Origin of the sequence: Kitasatospora sp. NPDC052896, assembly GCF_044547075.1 — a bacterium.
Taxonomy (GTDB): Bacteria; Actinomycetota; Actinomycetes; order Streptomycetales; family Streptomycetaceae; genus Kitasatospora.
On record NZ_JBITZU010000004.1, the window covers coordinates 392,463 to 410,660 of the forward strand.

Consider the following 18,198-nt stretch of genomic DNA (forward strand, 5'->3'; position numbering starts at 1 on the left):
CCGCACCCGCACCCGCACTGACCGGCCGCCGGCCACGGCACCGCCCCGGCCGATCAGGCCGCGGCGGTGCCGCCCGCGTTCCAGCGGATCGCGGCGGCGCCCGCGTAGTCGCCCGCGTGGGCGAAGCCGCCCAGCACCACCAGGTCGCCGTCCCGGACCCGCCCGGCACGGACCGCCTGGTCCAGGGTCACCGGGATCCCCGCGCCGAACAGGTTGCCGCAGAGGTCGAAGGTGTCGGCGTGCCGTTCCGGCGGCAGCCCCAGCGCCTCCCGCCAGTTGGTCAGGAAGGTGCGGTTGGGCTGGTTGGTCACCAGCAGGTCGATCTCCTCGGTGCCGACGCCGAGCCCTTCGCACAGCTCGGTGACCACCTCCGGCACCAGCCGGTTGCCGCGGGCCAGCACCTCGGCGACGCCGGACTCGGTGAACCCGATCCGCAGCTGGGACGCGCCGGGCTCCCAGTAGCGGCGGCCGTCGTCCAGCACCGCGGTCATCTCCCCGGCGTGGTCGCCCAGGTGCCGGGCCACCACGTCCAGTACGGGGGCGGCGGCGGAGGTGGTCAGATAGCCCACCCCGCAGCCGTCTCCGGGGATCGCGGCCTGGGCCAGCCCGCGCACCTCGGACTGGGTGAACAGCTGTCCGGCCGTGGTCTGGGCGTTGCAGATCAGCGCGGTCCGGGCGTCGGTGCCGGTGAGGAGCTGCCGGGCCAGTTGGAGCATGTGCACGAAGGAGGCGCAGCCCGCGTTGGCCACGTCGATCAGCCAGCGCGGCTTGAGCCCCAGCCGGCGCGCCACCTCGGTGCCGGCGCCGACGAACGGGATGTCCGGCAGCTGGCTGTGCACCAGCAGGACGTCCACCGAGCGGATCTCCGCCGCGCCGTGCCGCTCGATCAGCGGCCGCGTCGCGCGCTCGATCAGGTCGACGTTGGTCTCGCCGGGGGCGACGTGGTGGCGCAGCGGCGGGACCCGGAACATCGGGCTGTCCCGGAGCTTGTCCTCCGCGCCGGGGTACGCGGTGTAGAACTCGGCGGGGACCGGCTCGCCGGGCAGGTAGCCGGAGACGTCGGTCAGGCTGACCGTGGTCACCGCGCCACCGCCGGGCGCGGGGTGCTGCTGATCGGCAGGCCGTTGCGGTGGCGGTGTTCCAGGATCGCCTTGAGGTTGGCCATCTCCACGGTGTGGCCGGCGTAGAAGAGGTCCCAGTAGTCGCCGACCCACGGTCGCCGCGGGTCCGGAGCCAGCTCGGGGTGCGGGTTGCGGTCGTAGTGGGGGTGCCGGCAGTTGGTCCAGGTGACCACCGAGCCGGGCCGGTCCAGGACCAGCCGGGCCGGTACCACCCGCATCAGGTAGATCATCCAGAGCTGCTCGCCCTGGTCCCAGGCGCAGTGGAAGTCCACCGTACCGGCCTCGGCATTCGACTCGACCCGGCAGTAGATCCGGGTGTCGGCCGCCAGCCGGTCGTCGCCGGCCCACAGGCCGGGGGTGTCGGTGGGGGCGAAGTCGCGCAGGCTGAAGGTCCACTCCTCCAGGTGGTGGCCCTGCCGCAGGTACTCGTACACCTGCTCGGGCGGGCAGTCGATGTACTCCTGGATCGTGCAGTACCGGCCGTAGACCTGGTCGTGCGGGTAGTCCGCCCGGGTCAGCTCGGCGCAGCGGGCCAGCAGCCGCTCCTGGTCGGTGGTCTCCACCCGGGTCAGGCCGGGGATGTCGGCCAACTCAGCCGACGTGGACGGGTCCGCGGTCATCGGCGGTCTCCTCGTGCTCGGCCGGCTCGGCGCCGGCGGTGATCGCTATGGACGGGGTGTTCGGTACGGACGGGGTGTTCGGTACGGACGCGGTGTCGGGTAGCGCCAGGAACGGCAGGAACGGCGGGGTCTCGGCCGGGTCGAGGTCGAACGTGACGAACGCCGGGCCGCCGCCCCCGTTGCCGTCCAGCAGTGCCCGGCGCAGCTGCGCCGGGGTGGCGGCCCGGGTGGCGGCCAGGCCCGGGAAGAGACCGGCCACGCCGGCCGCCAGGTCCGCCGGGCGGAACAGGCTGCCGGGGTGCACACCGCCGAGGTAGAGCCGCTCCCGGCTGGCGCACATCGCGTGGGCGTTGTTGTTGAGGATCACGAAGGTGACCGGCGCCGCCTGCTCGACCGCGGTGTGCACCTCCATGCCGTGCATGAAGAACGAGCCGTCCCCGGCGATCACGTACGTGCGCCGGCCGGTGGCGAGCGCGGCGCCGATGCCGGCCCCGAAGGTGTAACCCATGCCGCCCATCCCGACGGCCACCACGAAGCGGCCGTGCCGTGGGGCGGGCAACAGGTGGATCGCGGCGGCCCCGGCGTTGCCGGCGTCGACGAAGACGTGCGCGTCGGCGGGGAGCGCGCCTTCGACGGCGGCCAGCGCCCCGGCGTACGAGCCGGCGTGGGTGGTGGCGGGCTCGGCGGCGCGCAGGGCCGGCTGTGGGGGTGCGCAGAGCGGTGCCGGACCGGCGTGCGCGGGGGCCGGCCGCGCGCCGGGCGTCAGCAGATCGGCCAGCTCTCGCAGGGTGGTCCGGATCCCGTCGCGCAGCGCGATCCCGGGCACGAACGGCGGCTCGGGGTCGACGCAGACCACCGGAGTACCGGCCAGCGCCCGGTCCAGGCCGGCCCGCGCCAGGTCCGGCAGCCGGGTACCGACCAGCAGGCAGGCGTCGGCCCGCCGCAGGCAGTCCGCCACGTTCTGGTGGCCCATCACCCCGGCCACCCCGGCGAACCGGGCGTCGGCGTTGTCGAACACGTCCTTGGCGTCCGGGGAGACCGCCACCCAGGCACCGAGCCGACCGGCCAGCTCGGCCAGCTCGGCCCGGGCGTCGGCGGCGGCCACCCCCTCCCCCGCGATGACCAGCACCCGGCGGGCGGCGCGGAGCAGCCGAGCCGCCCGGTCACGGGTGACGGGATCCGCCGGGTCGGCCGGTACCGTCGCCGGTGCCAGGGCCCGCGGCTCGACCAGGGCCTGCTGCACGTCCTTGGGCAGCAGCAGCACCGCGGGCCCCGGGACCCGGCCGCGGGCCGCCGCGATCGCCCGCGGCAGCAACTCGGCGAGCGCGTCCGGCTGGTCCACCCGGGCGCAGAACCGGCTCACCGACGCGAAGAGCCGGCGCGCGTCGAGCGAGCCCGCCCGGCCGCTGGAGTCCTGGAACGCGCCACGCCCCTCCCCCGTGGTGGGCGGCTGCCCGACCAGGGCCAGCACCGGCACCCGGGAGGCGTACGACTCGGCCAGCCCCGGCAGCAGGTTCACCGCGCCGCCGCCCGAGGTGGCCGCGACCACGCCGAGCCGCCCGGTCACCCGGGCCTGGCCGTCGGCCATCGTGGCGGCGGAGAACTCGTGCTTCGCCACCACCACGCGGATCGGGCCGCCGGGCACGTGCAGCGCGTCGAACAGATCCTCGATGTTGGCGCCACCGACGCCGAAGACGTGCCGGACGCCGTTGCGGGCCAGCTCCGCGGCCAGCTGGTCGACCAGCCGCACCCGGACCGGGGTCGTGCTCGCCGGTTCGGCGGTCATGTCGAACTCCTCTCCGCCGGTTCGGGGCGCACCAGCAGCCCGGCCGGCGCGATGGTCTGGAAACGGTGGCGGTACTCGCCCGGGGTCAGCTCCAGCGCCCGCCCGAAGGAGCGGAAGAAGGTCTCCTGAGTGGGGAACCCGCTGTGCCGGGCGATCTGACCGACCGGCAGATCGGTGGTCTCCAGCAGCTTGCGGGCCCGGGCGATCCGCATCTGCTCGACGTACTGGCCCGGGGGCATGCCCACCTCGCGCCGGAACACCCGGGCGAAGTGGCGCACGCTCATGTTGGCGCGCTCGGCGATCTCCGGTACCGGCAGCGGCTGTTCGAGGTGCTCCAGGATCCACTCCTGGGCCGCCCGGATCGGCGCGCGGTCGGCCAGCTGAGCCTCCAGCACGGTGCTGAACTGCGACTGTCCGCCGTTCCGCTTGAAGAACAGCACCAGGAACCGGGCGGTCTCCAGCGCGAGGGCGGCGCCGTGGTCGGCCTCCACCAGGGCGAGCGCCATGTCGATCCCGGTGGACACGCCGGCCGAGGTCACGAACCGCCCGTCCCAGACGAAGATCGGCTCGGGGTCGACCGCCACCGCCGGGTAGCGCTCGGCCATCTCGGCGCAGTACGCCCAGTGCGTGGTGGCCCGGCGGCCGTCCAGCAGCCCGGCCTCGGCCAGCAGGAACGCCCCACCGCAGACGGACGCCACCCGCCGGGACCGGCCGGCCGCGGCGCGGATCCAGCCGACCAGCGCCCGATCCGCCAGCGCCTCGGGCAGGCTCCAGCCGCCGGGCACGATCAGGGTGTCGATCGGGCCGTCCGCCGCGGCCAGCGGCTCGGCCCCGATCTCCATGCCGGCGCAGGTCCGCACCAGGGGTGCGGCCGCCGAGACGAACTGGATCCGGTACCCGCCCGCCGGGTCGGTGAGCCGCCGGTTGACCGTGTCGAACACCTCGACCGGCCCCGAGATGTCCAGGGCCTGTGCCCCGGGATAGACCACCACCACAACGCGTCGCTGCTGCACGGTGACAGCCTGTATTCGACACGGGAACGGCCGCAATGACGGCTTACTGACGAATTCGGCCACGCGGGACGGAAGACGCCACTGACCAGGGGTTCTTGACGGACCGTGAGCACGCACTGTGAGCGAGGTCACGACAAGTCGCCTGGTGGCGCGTCACATTCCAGTGGACTTCGCCGAGGAGTGCCGGCCCCGGCGGGGCGGCGTCGTCGTCCAGGGGGCGACTTCGGTCACCACCCGGCGCTCACCACCCGACCGAGGAGCCACCGCCCCGAAGGAGATGCCGTCGAGCCACTTGCCGACCAAGGGCGCCCCGGATGCCGAGCGGCGGCTGCCGGCCGACCGAGGTGCGGCCGGCCCGGGTCACGGTCCGACCGGCCCCGCCCAGCCCTCCTGGACGGCCTCGACGCAGCGCGCCAGCAGGGCGCGCAAGGAGTCGCGTTCGGCGGGCGTGAAGGCCGCCGCCAGTCGGCGCTCCAGACGGACCGCGGCCGCGTCGGCGATCCGGACGGCCTCGCGGCCGGCCGGGGTGAGCCGGGTCTCCAGCATCTTCTGGTGCCACGGGTGGGGCGTGCGCTCGATCAGGCCGATCTCCTGGAGGTTCTTCAACAGGGCGGCCATCGCCTGCGGGGTGACCAGGCAGGCGCGGGCCAGCGCGGCGCCGGAGATTCCCGGCTGTTCGGCCAGCACGGCGAGCGCGGCGTACTGCGGGACGCTCAGCCCCGAACCGCGCAGCGCGGCCGTCTTCGCCCCGATCACGGCCTGCTCGGCTCTCTTGATGTCCAGGCCGAGCCTGTCCTCCGCGGGCATCTCCATGTCGGGGAGTGTATCGAGCACATCAAGCGTTGAACATGTATCAAGGCCTTGATATACATCAAGGCATGAAGATCACGCAGACCATTCTGATCACCGGCGCGACCCAGGGCCTCGGCCGGCAGCTCGCCCTGGAGCTGGCCCGAAGCGGCGCGGGTCTGCTGCTGCACGGCCGGGACGCCGACCGACTGGCCGAGACCGTGTCGGCCGTCCGCGCGGCGCGGGCCACCGGGCCGGCCGATGGCGGCACCGGGGCCACCGCGTCCGTCCGGACGTACCTGGCCGACCTCGCCGACCTCGACCAGGTGCACGCCCTGGCACAGCAGGTCCTCGCCCGGGAACCGCGCCTCGACGTCCTGGTCAACAACGCCGCGATCGGCGCGGGCCGGCATCCCGAGGAGCGGGAACTGAGCGCTCAGGGCCACGAGTTGCGGCTCGCGGTGAACCACCTCGCGCCCCACGCGCTGACCCGGGCGCTGTTGCCGCTGCTCGCCGCCTCGACCGGGCCCGCGACCCCGGCCCGGGTGGTCAACGTGGCGTCGATGGGCCAGGCCCCGATCGATCTCGACGACGTGATGTTCGAACGCGGCTACGACGGCCTGGAGGCCTACTGCCGCAGCAAGCTCGCGATGATCATGTCCACCTTCGACCTGGCCGCCGCGCTGGACCGGACGCCGGACGCCCCGGCGGTCACCGTCAACGCGGTGCACCCCGCTCACCTGATGGACACCCGCGCGGTGCGGGAGGCCGGCCTGGTGCCGGCGGTCGACATCGCGGAGGGTGTCCGCCCGACGGCCCGGCTGGTCACCGACCCGGCGCTGGCGAGCGTCTCCGGGCGCTACTTCGACCGGTTCACCGAGGCCCGGGCGCACGAGCAGGCCTACGACCCGGCCGCCCGGTCCCGGCTGGCCGCGCTGACGGCCGCACTCACCGCGCCCCGGTGACGGCCCCGGTCGCCCCAAGGCTTGTCTGACCATTCGCGCGCCCGGCGGGAATGGTCAGACAAGTCCTAGGGCAGGAGCCGGACCGTCCGCCCGGTGGCGAGTGCCTCCTCGGCGGCGGCCAGGATCCGCACCACCCGCAGCCCGAAGGCCGCGTCGCAGTCGTGCGGCTCGCCGGAGAGCAGGGCGTCCACCGCGCGGTGGAACGCCGCGCCCGGCCCGGCGGTGGAGTCCGGTAGCACGGCCACCCCGGCCGGGCCGCGCAGTTCGACGGACCGACCGGCGGCCGGCGGCGGCGCCGACAGGCCGAGGTCCGCGGTGCTCGAAGCACCGCCGACGTGCCGCAGCACCAGGTGCACGGTGTCGGCGGCGCCGGCCACCACGGTGACCTGTTCGACCTCGCCCAGCGTGGGCAGCAGCACGGAGAGCGCGTGCGGGCCGATGTCCCACAGCGGCCCCTTCTCCCGGCGCCAGGGCGAGGCCGCGTACGGGCTGTCCGTGGTGAAGACGGCGGCCAGCCACTCCACCCGGCCGGTGAACCAGTCACCCGCCGCGGCCTGCGCCGCCGTCCAGGCCGCCTGCTCCCGGTCGAAGCGGAGCGTGAAGAAGACCTGGCTGCGCACCCCGGCCCGGTCGGCGGCCGCCACCACGGCAGCGGCCCGCTCGACGTCGGTCGCCAGCGGCTTGTCGAGCAGCAGGTGGCGGCCGGCTCGGGCGGCCCGCACCGCGAGCTCGGGCTGGACGCTGGGCGGCAGTGCCACCGTGACCGCGTCCACCGCGTCGAGCAGGGCGTCGACGTCCTGGTACGCGGTCACCCCGTGCGCCGCAGCCAGCGCGCCGGCCGCCTCGGGGCGGCGACCCCACACCCCGGCGAACTCCACGCCGGGGTGCGCCGCCAGCACTGGCGCGTGCACCCGGCCGGCCCAGGGGCCGGTCCCGAGCAGTCCGATCCGCATCCGCTCCTCAGCTCCCGTCCGTGGTCAGCCCAGCACGCGGATCAGCGTGAAACCGTCGTGCCCCTTGACGCCGACGGTCTGGACCGCGGTCGCCGTGACCCGCGGCTCGGCGGCGATCAGCTCGTGCATCCGGCGGACGCCCACCACGTTCGGGTCGGTGTCGTCCGCGTCGACCACCCTGCCCCGGCGCACCACGTTGTCCGCGATGATCACCGAGCCGGGACGGGTGAGCTCCAGCGCGAGGGTGAAGTACTCGGGGTAGCCCGCCTTGTCGGCGTCGATGAAGATCAGGTCGAACGGCTTCTCGGCGTCGTCGATCAGCTCCGCCAGGCTGTCCGCCGCGCGGCCGGTGCGCACCTCGGCGACCTTCTCCAGCCCCGCCTCGTGCAGGTTGGCCCGGGCGACCGCGGCGTGCGCCGGGTCGAGCTCCAGCGAGATCAGCCGGCCGTCCTCCGGCAGCGCCCGGCCCAGCCAGATCGCGCTGTAGCCGCCGAGCGTGCCGACCTCCAGGATCCGGCGCGCGCCCATGGTCAGGGCGATCAGATGGAGCAACTTGCCCTGGTTCGGCGCGACCGCGATCTCCGGCAGGCCGGCCGCCGCGCTCGCCTCGTGCGCCGCCCGGAGCACGGCGTCCTCCCCGACCAGGGCGTCGTTGAGGTACTCGTCCACCGCGGTCCATCGCTGCTGCTGATCCATCAGTGCCTCCGCCGTTCGGTCCGTACGCTGGGCCGCATCCTACGGGGTGTCCCGGCAGGCACATGACGGCCGGTCAGCGGCCCGTCGTCACTCGCCGGCCGGCACCGGGGCGGGCTCCTGCGCCCGGTCCGCCGCCTGGGCCCGGGCGGCCCGCCGCTTGACCACCACCGCCGAGCCCAGCCCCGCCAGCACCGCGAGCACCAGCGCGACGTACGAGAAGCTCTGCAGGTACTTCTCCACCACCTTGCCCACGTAGTAGACGGCGACGGTGGTACCGCCCGCCCAGATCACCCCACCCAGCACGTTGGCGATCAGGAACTTCCAGTACGGCATCCGCAGCGCCCCGGCCAGCGGCCCGGCGAAGATCCGCAGCAGCGCGACGAAACGGCCGAAGAAGACCGCCCACATGCCCCAGCGCTGGAACGAGCGCTCGGCGGTGGCCAGGTGGTCGGGCCCGAAGTGGCGCGGGAACTTCCGGCCCAGCTTCTCGAAGAGCGGCCGGCCGCCCTTGTGCCCGATCGCGTAACCGATCGAGTCGCCGATGATCGCGCCGGCCACCGCGCAGACCGCCACCAGGAACGGGTTGATGGTGCCCTTGGAGGCCATCAACCCGGCCGTGACGAGGGCTATCTCGCCCGGCAGCGGGATCCCCAGGCTCTCCACCCCGATGATCAGACCGACCAGCAGGTACACCGCCCCCGGAGGAACGCTCTGGATCCACGCGTCGATGTGCAAGGCCGGTACCTCCAGGCAGGTGTCGATCAGGGAGCGGGGCGGTCGGGAAGCGGACGGTCGGGAAACGCGGTTCCGCGCACCGGAACATCCGAGCCTAACCCGCCGCCTCCAGGGAGGACGTTTTACCCCTGCTTTAGGTTCCGCGGACCGCGACGCCGGTGGACCCGCGCGAGGGGATCCGCGGCACCCACGTCGTCACTCGCTCGTCCCCTCGCGATCCGCCTTCCGGCGTTCTGGCACTCGGGCGGCGTTCAGCCGATGCTGAAGGCGCCGGCCGGGGGCGGCGGGGAGGGCCGGGCCGCCGCGTCGGTCACCGGCTGGGCGCCGGCCGCCAGCTCGGCCAGTTCCTCCCCCGCGACCAACCGGGCCGGGAACGGGTCCCCGGCCAGCCGACGGGCCAGGGCCGCCACCGGCAGCGGCCGGCGCGAGCCGATCAGCAGCAGGTTGCCGTACCGCCGTCCGCGCAGCACCGAGGGCTCGGCCACGAGGCAGGTCTCCGGGAACACCGCCCGGACGGTGGCCGCCTGGGCCCGGGCGAACTCCAGCGGCGCGCCGTCCGCGAGGTTGGCCGCGTAGCAGCCGTCCGGGCGCAGCAGCGCCGCGGCCAGCCCGACGAACTCCACCGAGGTCAGGTGCGCGGGGGTGCGCGAGCCCTGGAAGACGTCGGCCACCAGCAGGTCCACCGAGCCGGGTGGCAGGCCGCCGAGCGCCGCCCGGGCGTCACCGACCGTCACCGTGATGCCCCGGCCCGCCCACGGCAGCACCTCGGCGACCAGCTCGACCAGCGGGCCGTCGGCCTCGACGACCCGCTGCCGCGAGCCGGGCCGGGTGGCGGCGAGGTAGCGCGGCAGGGTGAGCGCGCCGCCGCCGAGGTGCAGCGCGTCCAGCGGCGCGCCCTCGGGCGCCAGGGCGTCCGTCAGGTGGCCGAGCCGCTGGGTGTACTCGAACTCCAGGCGGGTCGGGTCGCGCAGGTCCACGTAGGACTGCGGAGTGCCGTCCAGGGTCAGCAGCCAGCCGCCCGGGCAGTCCAGGTCGGGCATCAGCTTGGCGGTGCCGAACGCGGTCTCCCGGAGCACCGGGTGCGGCTCCTCGGTCACAGGTACGCCTTGAGCCAGCGGTCCAACTCAGTGAAGACCTGCTCGCGGACGGCCGGGGCGGACAGCACCAGGTCGTGCATCCCGCCCTCGATCCGCACGGTGGTGACGTGCCGGCCCAGTCGCGGGGCGAGCGCGGCGATGTCGTCGGCGCGCAGCACGGCGTCCCGCCGGTGCAGCGCCGGGTCCCACTTGGTCGTGCTGATGCTGGCGGTCGAGGCCATCAGCAGCACCGGGCAGTCGATGTGCAGACCGCGCCGCACCTGGCGGTGGCCACGGTCGATGGCGGCGAGCCAGCCGGCATAGAGCGGGAAGCCCTCGGCGGGCTTGAGAGCGAGGTCGAAGTCCCACTCGCCCCGGTGGTCGCGGTGCAGGCTGTGCACGTAGTGCGGGTTGAGCGCGGAGGGCAGCTTCCGGGTCGCGGCGAAGCGGCCCAGCACGCCGACGGCGGGCGAGCCCAGGGTGCGCGCCGCCCGGGCCGCGGGCATGGCGAGGAACGGGCTGTTCAGGAAGAGCCCGTCGATCACGCCGCGCCCGGCCAGCCGGTCGGCCCAGAGCGCGGTCACCAGACCGCCGGTGGAGTGCCCGTTGACCAGCAACCGGGTGTGCCCGTCCTGCTCGCGGATGATCCGGACGGCGGCGTCCAGCTCCTCGTCGTAGGCGCGCAGGTCGCGGACGAAGTTGGGCGAGTGGTGCGGCCGCAGCGACCGACCGTACTTGCGCAGGTCGAGCGCGTAGAACGAGTAGCCGAGGTCGACGAATCGATCGGCCAGGTGGGTCTGGAAGAAGTAGTCGGTGTAACCGTGGACGTAGAGCACCGCCCGCTCGGAACCGGGGACCAGTCGCCGGACCAGGGTCGCGCTGACGGCGCCCTCCTCGTCGACGGTCAGCGGCAGCTCGGCGGCCTGGTACGGCTCGCCCAGGATGTCGGTTCGGAATTCCACAGCGTCCACAGCGCCGACTGTACTGGGTGGCCCACGGGCGGCACTGCGGCCGGTCACGGGTGCCACCGGCCGACCCGCGCGCCGGACGGCTCAGGACGGGCGGCCGACCCGCCCGCGCTGGCCGGGCCGGCCGCGCAGCACGTCCACCATGCCGAGGCCGGCCGCGCAGAGCGGCACCGAGAGCAGCGCGCCGAGGATGCCGGCCACCCCGGCGCCCGCCACCACCGCGATCATGATCGTCGCGGGGTGGAGTTCGACCGTCCGGCTCTGGATCACCGGCTGCAGCACGTTGCCCTCCACCATCTGGACCGCCAGTACCACGCCCAGCACCCAGAGCGCCTTGGTCAGCCCGCCGTCCGCCAGCGCCACCAACACCGCGACCGTGCCGGAGAGGAACGCCCCGATGAACGGGATGAAGGCGCCGAGGAAGACCAACGCGCCCAGGCCCGCCGCGCCCGGCACGCCGAGAACCGCCAGGCCGATGGTGATGAAGGTGGCGTCGATCAGCGCGATCAGGGTGGTGCCGCGCATGAACCCGGCCATCGCGGCGAAGGCCTGCCGGCCGCAGGCGATCACCGTCTCCGCCTGGCGCTCCGACAGCACCGACCGCACCAGCTCCCCGCTGCGGTGACCGTCGCGCAGGAAGAAGAAGACCAGCGCCAGCGCCAGCACGCTCCCGGTGATCACCTGGGTGACCACCCCGAGCCCCGACAGCACGCCGTCGGCCAGCGAGGAGACCAGTGAGCTGCCCGAGCCGGCCGACTGGGTGAGCGCGAACCTGATCTTCTGGCCGAGCGGGCCGAGCCTCTCGGCGATCTGGTCACCGGCCCGCTGGAGCGCGTGGGCGATCTGCGGGGCGCTGTGCACCAGCGAGTTGGTGAGCACCGCCAGCACCGTGAGGACCACCGCCACCAGCACCACGCAGGTCAACCCGGCCGCCAGGCCCCGCCCCAGCCCGCGCCCGACGAGCCAGGGCACGACCGGGTAGAGCAGCGCGGTGCCCAGCAGGGAGAGCAGCATCGGGATGGTCGCGGCCCGCAGGGCGACGAACGCGTAGACCACCAGACCACCGACGGTGATGAAGAGGATCACCGCGACGGACCACGCCGCAGCGGTCCGCACCGCGGGCGGCAGCGACTGGTGGGGCTCGTGGTGGCTCTCGGGCTGCTGATCCGCCGCCCCTCCGGGCGTGGGGTCCGTCGACATTCCGCCTCCGCCTCCGCCGGACCGTTCTCTTGATCGGTCCATCTCAGCAAACAATCTGACGAAATGTCCGACCCGCGGCCCTACGGCGCGTCCGGGCCCGCACCCCTCGGTCGGGCGGGCCCGCCGGTCATCCCCGGGCCGCCGGTGCGCCGGGCCGGCGGCGGCCGTCGATCACCGCGCGCAGCACGTCGATCCGGTTGGAGGTGAGCGAGGAGACGCCGGCCGCCAGCATCCGGCGCATGGTCCGGCGCAGGTCGACCGTCCAGACGCTGACCTCCAGGCCCTCGTCACGGGCCCGGTCCACCAGCGCACGGTCGACCAGGCCGAACGGCGGGTTGAGGTAGCGCGGGCGCAGGTCGTCGAGGAGCGGGCGACCGGGCAGCTCGGGGCGCTTCCAGGTGAGCGCCACGGTCGCGTCGGGGGCCAGCTCGCGGACGGCGAGCATGGCAGTGGCCGGGCCGCAGAACGCCACCCGGTCCTCGGCGCCGAGCGCGGTGACGGTCCGCCAGGTGGACGCGGCCGGACCCGGCTCGTCCAGATCGATCAGCAGCCGACCGGACGGGGTGCCGGCAAGCAGGGCGAGCGCCTCCTCCAGGGTCGGGATCTTCAGTCCGCCGGCGAAGGTCCGGGCGGCCAGCTGGGCCGAGGTCAGTGCCCGGATCGGGCGGTCCAGCTCCCACAGCCGCTTGAGCGTGGGGTCGTGCAGCAGGACCGGGACGCCGTCCCGGGTGAGCTGGACGTCGATCTCGACGGCGTCCGCCCCCGCGGCGAGCCCGGCGGCGATCGCCGGCAGGGTGTTCTCGCGGTGCCGGTAGGGGTCACCACGGTGGGCGACCGCCAGTGGCCGCGCCGCGCGGTCCGCCGCGCGCTGGGTGGTGGGCAGGGCGGCTGCTGGCACTGCGCTTCCTCCGGTCTCCCGCACGACCCGCTCGATGGGGCCGCTGCGCTCGGGTGCGACGGCTATTCGATCACGCTATTCGATCACGGTCAGCCGCGTTCGATCATCACATTGGTGGACTTGATCACCGCGGTGGCGGCGGCCCCGGGCACCAGGCCCAGCTCCTCGGCCGACTCCCGGCTGATCAACGAGACCACCCGGAACGGTCCGGCCTGGACCTCCACCTGAGCGGCCACATCGCCCAGCACCACGTGGGTGACGATCCCGGGGAACCGGTTGCGGGCCGAGGACGGCCGGCCCTCCGCCTCCGCGGCCCCCGGCCTGGCGAGCTCCCGGGCGAAGGCCGCCAGCCGGTCGCCGGGGATGATCCGGTGGCCGTGGTCGTCGCGCGTGGCGGCGACCCGGCCGGCGTCCACCCAACGGCGCATGGTGTCCGCGCTGACACCGAGGATGGCCGCCGCCTCGCCGATGCGGTAGTGGTTGACCGGCCGTTCGGGCTGCCCCATGACGCTCCCTGGGTTCTCCTGGCGGCCGTGCCGGTGGGGTCGGCGCGGCCGAGACTTGCTGGCGCGGTTCATCCTCTCGCATCCGGCGGGCCTTCCCGCACCATCCGCCGTTCGGCCCAATTCGGACTGATCGGGCACCATGGACCGGAGAGCAGATCGGCAGACCATCGGGTGATCAGCCCGCGGCTGCGGGCGAACGAGCGGAGCGAGCGGATGTCCCTGGAACCGGAGACCGTGTCCTTCGCGTTCCTCGCCGAGCGCGAGGCCGGCGAATGGCGCGGGACCGTCCTGCCGCCGCGCCCCCGGCCCTCGTTCCGGGCGCTGGCCGGGCGGCTGGCGATCGGCCTGGTCCTGGCGGCCGGTCTGGTGACGGCCGTGCTGCTGGGCACCCCGGCGCTCACCACCCCGCCGGCGCACGGACCCGTGGTCAGCGCGGCGCACTAGCCGGGCGGCGGCGTCGATCGTTGTCCGAGGGGCCTCGTGGATCCGTGCTGTCGGGCAGAACTCAACCGGACGGCATGAGCGAGGACCGCACGCCGAACCACTGCTCGGCGCCGTACTCCTCGAACCGCTCCACCTCGGTGAACCCCAGCTTCACCGCGAGGCGCATCGAGCGGTCGTTGGCGGTCTGGGTGCAGAGCACCACCGGTTCGCCGGGAAGCGCGTCGGCGAACCAGTCGAGCGCCGCCGCGCACGCCTCGGTGGCGTACCCGAATCCCCACGCCTGCGGCAGGAACATATAGCCGAGCTCGGCCTCCCCGCCCTCCGGACGGACGTGACCCGGACGCTCCGCGCCGCGCCGATCGAGAAGCGTGAGGAAGCCGATCATCGCTCCGGCCAGATCGACCACGAAGAGGCCGGGGCGCCGCCCGGGCACCTCGGGCACCGCACGCTCGAACTCGTCACGCGGTCGAGGGCCACCGATGTAGGTGCCCACCTCCGGCGAGGTGAACAGCTCGATGATCGCCGCACGGTCCCGGGCCTCGGGCTCGCGGAGCACGAGCCGTTCGGTCCTGATCGGGGCGGGCGGCCAGGCGACGGGGTGCGCTGTGATCTCATCCGACATGGAACGGCTCCTGACCCTCTCGGCCACCCGGTTCGACCCCGTATGGCCATTGCGGACAACGACTTCTGACGTCGTCACACATGGGGACGCGCTCCGACGGGACGCCAGTTGCCTGCGCCGGGGGGATCCGCCGGGCAAGCGCTCAGCTCGGGATGAGTGCGTCCCACTGATCGCGGGTCGGGCCGTCGTGCGTGGGCGAGAAGTCCGGGTGTGCGGCCAGCCAGTCGGTGACGGCCCGGTCCACTTCGTCGGTGCCGTAGGCGTCGTCGGCCGGTCGCAGGAGATGGCGTACCTGGGCACGGGCTCGCATGACGACGGGATCGTCGAAGGCGCAGGCGGCCAGGGCGGCGGCCCGCCGGTCCGAGGGTGGTGAGCTCTCGGTGAGGCGTTGCTCGTTGCCGTGGTCGGCCGTCACCTGCGCGTCGAACCACGGGCGGAGGACCTGTGCCGTCCAGGTGTGGTAGCCGACGGGGTCCGCGGCGATCCGGTCGACATGGGCGGCGAGGTGCTGGGCGGCACGCAGGCCGAGGGCCACGCCATGGCCCAGGGTGGGGTTGGTGTGGACGAGACTGTCCCCGGCGTTGACCAGGCCCGTGACGACAGGTCCGTCATCGTCGACCAGGGAGGTCCAGCGGTTGTCCAGGCCGGCCATCGCCAGGACGGCGGTCCGCGGTTCGGGAGCCAGGTCGAGCCAGGCGGCGGTGGCGGGGAAGCGGCGGGCGACGGCCTCGAACACGGCAGGGTCGGTGAGCGCGCCGCGGGTCGGATCACCCGTGGAGAGCACCAGGCTCACCGCGAAGGTGTCGTTGTCGGAAGGGAAGACGCCGGCGAGTGCGAACGGTGCGGCCGAGCCGGTCTTCACCCGCCCGGGGTCACGCGGGCCATCGGCGCGCAGGCGGTACCAGCGGCACAGATAGGCGATCCCGGTGCGGTGGCTGTCGACCACGGGACGGCGGCAGCCGGCCGCTGTCAGCCAGGCGGAAACCGGCGAGCGCCGACCGGACGCATCGACGACGAGGTCCGCCCGGTGGGTTTCCGCGCCCACCCGCACGCCGTCGACCCGGGCAGGGCGGCCCTCCGCGAAGGTGAGGGCGCTCACCCGGCAGCCTCGCCGCACCTCGACGGTGGGTTCCCGCCGCGCGGCCGCGGTCAGGGCGGCCTCCAGCACGATGCGGCGGGTGCGCAGGGTCACCAAGTCCTCGTCGCCGGCCCGATGCGGCGGATGCTCACCGAACCAGTCGAAGTCGTGGTACTCCCGGGCTCCGCGTGCCAGCAGGTCCGCGTAGACATCAGGGATCTCGGTGCGCAACACGGTGCGGACGGGCGCGAGGAACGAGTGGGGATGGCCGGCCTGCGGGACCCTGGGCCTGTCCCAGTGGAAGAAGTCCCGGTTCAGGTCCTCTCCGGCCGCCCGCGCGTCCTGCTCGAACAACGTGACCAGGTGGCCCCGCCGCCCGAGCATGAGCGCCGTCCCCAGCCCGCTGATACCCCCACCGATCACCGCAACCCGCGCCACCGAGCTCCCCTTCGCGTCGTGTTGCGGAGTGAGCCTACTGCTTGGCGATCTCCGGTCGAGAGCCGGCGTCGTCCGTCGCGGTGCGACGGCGATGTGGTGCGGCGCCGTGGATTCCGCCGATCCGACCCGCTCCACTCTGAACTAGTCGCCCCGGAACGGACTTTGACCCTCGATCCGATGTCGCCACAAGCCCCTTGATGAGACGCTTGGGAGCATGACCATCGACGAGATCACCGACTTCATGCGGGACCTCGATGGAGTCCTGGCCGTCAGCCCGGGACCCGACGACGGCTCACCGGAGATCAGTTGGGGGGACACGTTCTTCTACTACGCTCCCGACGGTGTCGTGCCGAAAGCGGCTCAACCGTTCGCGACGATCGTGACGAAGAACTACCCGGGCGACGAGAGATCGCGCCTGGATCGCCCGGATGCGTTCCGCGTCAACATCGCCGCCGGGAAGGAAGCCTTCGTCGAACGGACCGGCCACGCGCCGCGCGAAGCGGCCGTCGACGACGACCCCGGCCGCACCGATGCCGTGATGGCACACCCCGTCTACGGCTCGATGGGCTGGCTCGCGGTGGTGAATCCAGGCCGGCGGACCGGTACCGCGACCCGCGAGCTGCTCCGCGATGCCTGTCACCTCGCACGTTCGCGCCATGAACGACGTACGGGGTGACGGCCGGGCGCGGTCCCTGACTGGGTGGCCGTAGGCGCTCAGCGGCTCGTTCGACCACCACGGCCGGCCCCTGGGCCTCGCCGAACCGCTGGCCGGCGCGGGACGGGTGTCCGCGCGGCCGGTGCGCTCTGTCCTCGCGGACCGTGCACTCTGCCCCCACGGACCTGACGTCGGGGCCCGGTTCCCGCGTATCCAGGAGGAGACGTCATTCCCACGCCGGAGGAGGCGCTGTGCGCGACCACGCGAATGCCAGGGGCACCCGCAAGGAGGAGGCCGGTCCGGCGGCCCGCGGAGCCGCCGCGGCCCGGGGCGAGCGGCTCCCCGGTCTCCTCCACCTCCAGGCGACCGTCGGGAACGCCGCCGTCGGGCGGCGCCTCCGGCGGGCCGGGCGCCTCGCCGCGCCGGGGGAACACCGGAGCGGCCACCCGGCCGAGCCGGCGGCGGTGCAGCGCTCCGCGGTCCACGACGTCCTGCGCAGCCCCGGACGGCCGCTCGACGAGGCCACCCGCGCCGAGATGGAGAGCCGTTTCGGCGCCGACTTCTCCGAGGTCCGGATCCACGACGACAGTGCCGCGAAGGCGTCCGCGGCCGACATCGGGGCCCGCGCCTACACCACCGGCCACCACGTGGTCATCGGTGCGGGCGGTGCCGACAAGCACACCCTCGCCCACGAACTCACCCACGTCATCCAGCAGAGCCAGGGGCCGGTGGCCGGCACCGACATCGGCGACGGGCTCCGGGTCTCCGACCCCGCCGACCGCTTCGAGCGGGAGGCCGAGAGCACCGCGCGCCGCGTGATGGGCGGTGCGGTACCGGCGACCCGCCGGGCCGAGAGCACCGCGCAGCTCGCCGGGCGGACACCAGGGCAGCCGGTCCAGCGCTGGGCGGCCCAGAACTCCCAGGCCAACGACGCCATGACGGTGTCCAGCGGCGGGCTGTTCGCGGTCGCCGCCGATGGACCGACCTCGGTCTGGGTGCGGGTCGGAACGTCGGAGGAGAACGTCTCCCCGGCGCTGCGGCCGACGCACGCACAGCCGCAGAACCTCTTCGGTACCGGGGACTACCAGGAGTACCAGCTCGCCAGGCAGATCCTGGACGACTGCCTCCACACCGCGGAGGAGATCATGCACAACGCCGTGGGAGAACTGGCCGACGGTGCGAACAGCAACATCCGCACGACCGCCGGCACCAAGGCCTTCGGCGTGACGGACGAGTCGAACCGCGAGCGTGCGGCGGCCTTCCGTGGGGAGCCGGACCGGCGGGCGGCTCCGGTCGTCGGCCAGGCCTACGTGATGGTCGCCCTGAACCCCGGCGAAACGGTCATGTCGCAGTACCACGCGGCGGCGGTCGTGGGGGTCGACGGAACCGACACCGTGACCTTGGAGGCCTTCGCCGGCAGCGGGCAGACCGCCCCGGACCCCAGGACGTACACCGTCAACTCGACGGCCTCGTTCCACGACTACTGGACCGACGGCTACTACAGCGTCCACTACCCCCACGTCACCATGAAGACGGTCGTCATCGGACCACGCGGCCAGGGCCGCCGCGTGGCGGCGGGCGACGAGCGGCCGGCCAACCCGAACGTGACCTGACCGGTCGGCTGTCGGCTCGCGC

The 18,198-nt window shown here is 73.9% G+C and carries 19 protein-coding genes; 4 read left to right on the forward strand and 15 right to left on the reverse strand.

Annotated features, from left to right (window positions below; genetic code table 11):
• Positions 1–53 precede the first annotated feature (53 nt).
• From ACIGXM_RS12540 to ACIGXM_RS12560, 5 genes are all read right to left on the reverse strand, one after another.
• Entirely contained in the window at positions 54–1,082 is a 1,029-nt protein-coding gene (locus ACIGXM_RS12540) for a 3-oxoacyl-ACP synthase III family protein (RefSeq protein ID WP_396559826.1), read from the reverse strand.
• A complete protein-coding gene (locus tag ACIGXM_RS12545) occupies positions 1,079–1,741 on the reverse strand; it encodes an SRPBCC family protein (protein ID WP_396559828.1) in 663 nt (220 codons plus the stop codon). Before ACIGXM_RS12545 ends, ACIGXM_RS12540 begins: the two co-directional genes overlap by 4 nt.
• Positions 1,713–3,527 carry a thiamine pyrophosphate-binding protein gene (locus ACIGXM_RS12550; protein WP_396559830.1) on the reverse strand — a complete coding sequence of 605 codons (1,815 nt, stop codon included), beginning with the start codon at positions 3,525–3,527 and terminating at the stop codon, positions 1,713–1,715. The genes ACIGXM_RS12545 and ACIGXM_RS12550 overlap by 29 nt, the downstream gene beginning before the upstream one ends.
• Positions 3,524–4,540: a GlxA family transcriptional regulator gene (locus ACIGXM_RS12555; RefSeq protein WP_396559832.1), complete on the reverse strand. Its 1,017-nt coding sequence runs from the start codon at positions 4,538–4,540 to the stop codon at positions 3,524–3,526. Before ACIGXM_RS12555 ends, ACIGXM_RS12550 begins: the two co-directional genes overlap by 4 nt.
• A 360-nt stretch (positions 4,541–4,900) precedes the next feature.
• Positions 4,901–5,353, reverse strand: coding sequence for a MarR family winged helix-turn-helix transcriptional regulator (locus ACIGXM_RS12560; protein ID WP_396559834.1), 453 nt, complete (start codon positions 5,351–5,353; stop codon positions 4,901–4,903).
• Positions 5,354–5,418: 65 nt separating this feature from the next.
• Between ACIGXM_RS12560 and ACIGXM_RS12565 the strand changes: the two genes are divergently transcribed.
• Positions 5,419–6,294 (forward strand): SDR family NAD(P)-dependent oxidoreductase, encoded by an 876-nt coding sequence (locus ACIGXM_RS12565; protein ID WP_396559836.1) that lies wholly within the window; start codon positions 5,419–5,421, stop codon positions 6,292–6,294.
• 65 nt (positions 6,295–6,359) lie between these two features.
• Here the strand turns inward: ACIGXM_RS12565 and ACIGXM_RS12570 are convergent, their stop codons facing one another.
• The 8 genes from ACIGXM_RS12570 to ACIGXM_RS12605 all read right to left on the reverse strand — a co-directional run bounded on the left by ACIGXM_RS12570 (position 6,360) and on the right by ACIGXM_RS12605 (position 13,326).
• A complete protein-coding gene (locus tag ACIGXM_RS12570) occupies positions 6,360–7,247 on the reverse strand; it encodes a Gfo/Idh/MocA family protein (protein ID WP_396559838.1) in 888 nt (295 codons plus the stop codon).
• Positions 7,248–7,271: 24 nt separating this feature from the next.
• Positions 7,272–7,943, reverse strand: coding sequence for an O-methyltransferase (locus tag ACIGXM_RS12575; protein WP_396559840.1), 672 nt, complete (start codon positions 7,941–7,943; stop codon positions 7,272–7,274).
• Positions 7,944–8,030: 87 nt separating this feature from the next.
• Positions 8,031–8,678 carry a DedA family protein gene (locus ACIGXM_RS12580; protein ID WP_396559842.1) on the reverse strand — a complete coding sequence of 216 codons (648 nt, stop codon included), beginning with the start codon at positions 8,676–8,678 and terminating at the stop codon, positions 8,031–8,033.
• A gap of 251 nt (positions 8,679–8,929) precedes the next feature.
• Positions 8,930–9,718, reverse strand: a complete 789-nt coding sequence (locus tag ACIGXM_RS12585) for a spermidine synthase (protein WP_396559909.1) — start codon at positions 9,716–9,718, stop codon at positions 8,930–8,932.
• 53 nt (positions 9,719–9,771) lie between these two features.
• On the reverse strand, positions 9,772–10,725 hold the full coding sequence (locus tag ACIGXM_RS12590) for an alpha/beta hydrolase (protein ID WP_396559844.1): 954 nt from the start codon (positions 10,723–10,725) through the stop codon (positions 9,772–9,774).
• Between the two features lie 81 nt (positions 10,726–10,806).
• On the reverse strand, positions 10,807–11,922 hold the full coding sequence (locus ACIGXM_RS12595; protein ID WP_396559846.1) for an AI-2E family transporter: 1,116 nt from the start codon (positions 11,920–11,922) through the stop codon (positions 10,807–10,809).
• A 127-nt stretch (positions 11,923–12,049) separates the two neighbouring features.
• Positions 12,050–12,820, reverse strand: coding sequence for a glycerophosphodiester phosphodiesterase (locus tag ACIGXM_RS12600; protein WP_396559848.1), 771 nt, complete (start codon positions 12,818–12,820; stop codon positions 12,050–12,052).
• Between the two features lie 89 nt (positions 12,821–12,909).
• On the reverse strand, positions 12,910–13,326 hold the full coding sequence (locus ACIGXM_RS12605; protein WP_396559850.1) for a molybdopterin-binding protein: 417 nt from the start codon (positions 13,324–13,326) through the stop codon (positions 12,910–12,912).
• A gap of 213 nt (positions 13,327–13,539) precedes the next feature.
• On the opposite strand from ACIGXM_RS12605, the gene ACIGXM_RS12610 reads away from it, so the two are divergent.
• The gene (locus tag ACIGXM_RS12610; RefSeq protein WP_396559852.1) at positions 13,540–13,770 is read left to right on the forward strand and encodes a hypothetical protein; all 231 of its coding nucleotides are present in this window, start codon (positions 13,540–13,542) and stop codon (positions 13,768–13,770) included.
• Positions 13,771–13,831: 61 nt separating this feature from the next.
• Here the strand turns inward: ACIGXM_RS12610 and ACIGXM_RS12615 are convergent, their stop codons facing one another.
• Positions 13,832–14,392, reverse strand: a complete 561-nt coding sequence (locus tag ACIGXM_RS12615) for a GNAT family N-acetyltransferase (RefSeq protein WP_396559854.1) — start codon at positions 14,390–14,392, stop codon at positions 13,832–13,834.
• Positions 14,393–14,534: 142 nt separating this feature from the next.
• A complete protein-coding gene (locus ACIGXM_RS12620) occupies positions 14,535–15,908 on the reverse strand; it encodes an FAD-dependent oxidoreductase (RefSeq protein ID WP_396559856.1) in 1,374 nt (457 codons plus the stop codon).
• A gap of 214 nt (positions 15,909–16,122) precedes the next feature.
• Between ACIGXM_RS12620 and ACIGXM_RS12625 the strand changes: the two genes are divergently transcribed.
• Together ACIGXM_RS12625 and ACIGXM_RS12630 are read left to right on the forward strand one after the other, a co-directional pair.
• Positions 16,123–16,584, forward strand: a complete 462-nt coding sequence (locus tag ACIGXM_RS12625; RefSeq protein ID WP_396559858.1) for a DUF6194 family protein — start codon at positions 16,123–16,125, stop codon at positions 16,582–16,584.
• A 230-nt stretch (positions 16,585–16,814) separates the two neighbouring features.
• Complete coding sequence (locus tag ACIGXM_RS12630; RefSeq protein ID WP_396559860.1) at positions 16,815–18,176, forward strand: DUF4157 domain-containing protein; 1,362 nt, start codon at positions 16,815–16,817, stop codon at positions 18,174–18,176.
• Positions 18,177–18,198 lie beyond the last annotated feature (22 nt).